This is a genomic window from Vibrio sp. WZ-1, assembly GCF_052037695.1.
Classification (GTDB): domain Bacteria; phylum Pseudomonadota; class Gammaproteobacteria; order Enterobacterales; family Vibrionaceae; genus Vibrio.
Genome location: NZ_JBQEQR010000016.1, coordinates 1 through 3,072, shown reverse-complemented (window position 1 = coordinate 3,072; position 3,072 = coordinate 1). Strand labels below are relative to the sequence as shown.

3 protein-coding genes are annotated in these 3,072 nt (G+C 42.6%); all 3 read left to right on the top strand.

Going from position 1 to position 3,072, the window contains the following annotated elements:
- Positions 1-286 precede the first annotated feature (286 nt).
- The 3 genes from ACTS60_RS00125 to ACTS60_RS00115 all read left to right on the top strand — a co-directional run bounded on the left by ACTS60_RS00125 (position 287) and on the right by ACTS60_RS00115 (position 2,223).
- Positions 287-922, top strand: coding sequence for a hypothetical protein (locus ACTS60_RS00125; protein WP_440886720.1), 636 nt, complete (start codon positions 287-289; stop codon positions 920-922).
- A 146-nt stretch (positions 923-1,068) separates the two neighbouring features.
- Positions 1,069-1,563 (top strand): GNAT family N-acetyltransferase, encoded by a 495-nt coding sequence (locus ACTS60_RS00120; RefSeq protein WP_440886719.1) that lies wholly within the window; start codon positions 1,069-1,071, stop codon positions 1,561-1,563.
- A gap of 159 nt (positions 1,564-1,722) precedes the next feature.
- Entirely contained in the window at positions 1,723-2,223 is a 501-nt protein-coding gene (locus ACTS60_RS00115; RefSeq protein ID WP_140305107.1) for an opioid growth factor receptor-related protein, read from the top strand.
- The last annotated feature ends 849 nt before the right edge of the window (positions 2,224-3,072 follow it).

The following is a 3,072-nucleotide window of genomic DNA, read 5'->3' as shown; positions in this document are numbered from 1 at the left end:
TAGCCTTAAAACGCTTTAAGCGCACCTTAATATGGCGCAGCAATTAAAGAGTGACGCTAAAGCGATTTAAGGTAGAGAGCTGACAAATACTTCGGCTTCGATTTTTTGCCTGCATACCGAAAATTCAACGTCATATCAAATGATTAGGCGTCAACATTGACGACTTTAGTTGCGGAATAACAAACAGTTTAAGAGTGATTCGGTACGTGTGGCATTAGCGGTTTCATAGACTCCGGAGTTGCGTACCTCACACCTTAACTGCGCGTTAAGTTTCAGCGGAGGAATCGTGGAAATATCAGCAAAAAGCGCACTATCTACCGGAAAAGGTATATACGATCTTCTTTCTTATTCTTACCAAAGTAGGCAGCGTAAGAGAGTTGAGACTTTTATGAAATGTGTAGAGCTTCGCTACAATCATATGAGTCCTGCGGATCAAACAGTATTAAACGAGTATATAGCTAGTGACATAGGACAGGATATACTTGCGGAGTTTGCCGACTCAATAACACAAACTTCAAGCAAGACAGTTCAAATGGCTTTAGCTCTTCTTTATTGCAAAGATACTGAACATGAGTTTTCTGATTCGGAGCGAAGGGTTTTCGTATCCGCTATGATCGGTATGACTGACGACTTATTGAATTTCTTCCTAGAGGTCACAACTTTAGAGCTACAAGCTGCAGTTCCGTATCGGCGAGCGGGCATTCATAGCGACAATGTCGAAAAGTTTTCCCAACAAGGTTGGGATGAGGAGGCTGTTTATGTGTATATAAATGACCTTATTCGAACACATATTTTGTTACCAGATCCCGTAACTAGCTTTGGTTATCACGATCCAGATAAGTGGGGGCTTTGGTTTGGTATAACGACACGCACGCTAAAGATGGCTCGGCTTCTTGAAAAAGCAAAGGTGCTCGCAGAATAAAACTTAACAATAAATTTAAGAGTGATTCACAACGCTCGGCGCTTTCACTTCAAGCCAGTTTAGTGTTTATGGCACAATGGTTTAGTTAAGGTGTTAGCGTTGTTCACACCTTAATTTGGCGTTATGTGCTTTAGAGGAAAATAGACATGGAAGTAGTAGAAGCTAGCCCTGATTTAGCTCCAATGTTAGCCAGTTATGCGAAAGAATGCTTCGATTCGAGTATCCCCAAATACGAAAATGTTGAGCTAAACCCTGAAGCCTATTTGTCAGGTTTGGTTGAGAGGTCTAAGGCAACCTCCGAATTACCAAATGGGTATTTGCCAAGTACAACGTACTACTGCATTTCAAACTCTGAAATCCTAGGTGCTATTCGAGTTCGCACTGGGACAAATGCGAACGTAGAGAATGTGATAGGGCATGTTGGTTACGAGACTAAACCATCAGTTCGCGGCAAAGGTGTCGCTTCATTTCTCCTTGCTTGGGTGCGTGACCATGTTGTAACTGACTCGGTTATTGTTACCTGTTCAATTGATAATCCAGCATCTCAAAAGGTTATAGAAAACTGCGGTGGTGAATATCTGGGTAACTATACAGATGACAATGAAGGCACAGTAAGGCGCTATCGTTTAGCACGCACATAACAAGCAATTTAAGAGGGATTCACAACGCTTGGCATTTTTGGTTCTACTTCAAATTTAGTGTTTATGGCACAATGCTTTAGGTTTGGGTGGAAGCGTTGTTCACCCCTTAATTGGGCGTTAGTGCGCAAAGACAAAAATTATAGTTAGCAGGATTTAAAAATGAGTGAAATTGCTCGTTTCATATCTGGTAAAGCTCCAGATAAATTTGGTCGCAATGTAGAGCAGTTGTTAGCTTACAACCACTTCTGGCTGGAGCATGATCATAAGTATATTCAAGTTCTTTTCCCGATTGATGAGGGTACTAAGTTCAATCAACATGCTCCTTTGGTAACTCAGGCAGATCGAGAGGCTTTTGCTAACTCAGAAGAATTACGTGTTGCTCACTTAAAAGCACTCGACCTTTTACTTGAGTTTTGGGGATTACAGCGAGATGGGTGTGAGATTTCTTCATTACAAGCGCTAAGTCCTGCTAACCATGTCTGGCTTAAAAGTCATGACCACAACCAACTTCGTCTGACCCGAGCAATTCGTAGTTTGTATTTACTCGGTAATGAACAGGTAGCAACTAACTTGTGTGACTTTCTAGTGGTTGCGGCAAGAGAAACTGGCTTGGTTTCAGATAAAACGGTCGAATATTGGCGTAACGCGCTTAAAGGTTAGGGGGATCGCTGAAAAAGCGCACTAACAAACTGTTCAAGAGGGATTCGCAACGCGTGGCATTTTTACTATGCGTTGTTTTTAGTGATTAAGGTGGTATGCGGCGGCTTCGGTATTGCGTTGCTCACCCCTTAACAGGGCGTTATGTTTACTTGTATTTCATAGGCTTAAATATCTTAGGCTCTAGTTCTTTGTCCCTCTGGCAATTCGTCCCTAGTAGACTCAGCAAATCCGCATTATCGGTCTAAGTTCTTGAATCTCTCAGCCCGTAAAACATGCCAATGTTCGTGGGTTGCTTCATTGTCAGGTCGTGGCGGTTGGCTTCTGGTTTAACTGGCTCAAAGTCGCTTCTAGGTTCTTAGTCAATTAGCATTTCGGCTTGGCAGTTGTCTCAGCAATTCAGCATTGTTTTGCGCTTTGGTTGGAAAGATAGGGCGTTTGTTGAAGCTAAGTCGGGTTGCCTCATTGGGAAGGGAAGTGGAATTACTGGTTTTGGGTTAGTCGCTTTTGGCGGCCAAGTTAGTTCTTGCCTTGTGGTTTGGTTCAGAAAACTGGCTTGGCATAGCAGTTCTTTCTCAAGTAAATCATGTGTTTGTGGTAAAACATAACAAACAATTCAACAGTGATTCGCAACGCTTGGCGCTCTCACTTCGGGTTGAATTTAGTGTTTACGGCGCAGTGGTTTAGTTCAGTGCTTGCGCTGCTCACACGTTAATTGGGCGTTAGCCGTCATGGAGCTTGCTATACTCAAAGTGATAGAATAGTATCACTTTAGTATTCCTTTGGAGCAGCTCTCATGAAAGTAGAACTAGTTACATCACTCAAACGTCAAGCAACTAAGATCCTCGCCGA

Coding starts and splice junctions, on each gene's coding strand:
- ACTS60_RS00120 (WP_440886719.1), top strand. CDS start 1,069: ATGGAAGTAGTAGAAGCTAGCCCTGATTTAGCTCCAATGTTAGCCAGT.
- ACTS60_RS00115 (WP_140305107.1), top strand. CDS start 1,723: ATGAGTGAAATTGCTCGTTTCATATCTGGTAAAGCTCCAGATAAATTT.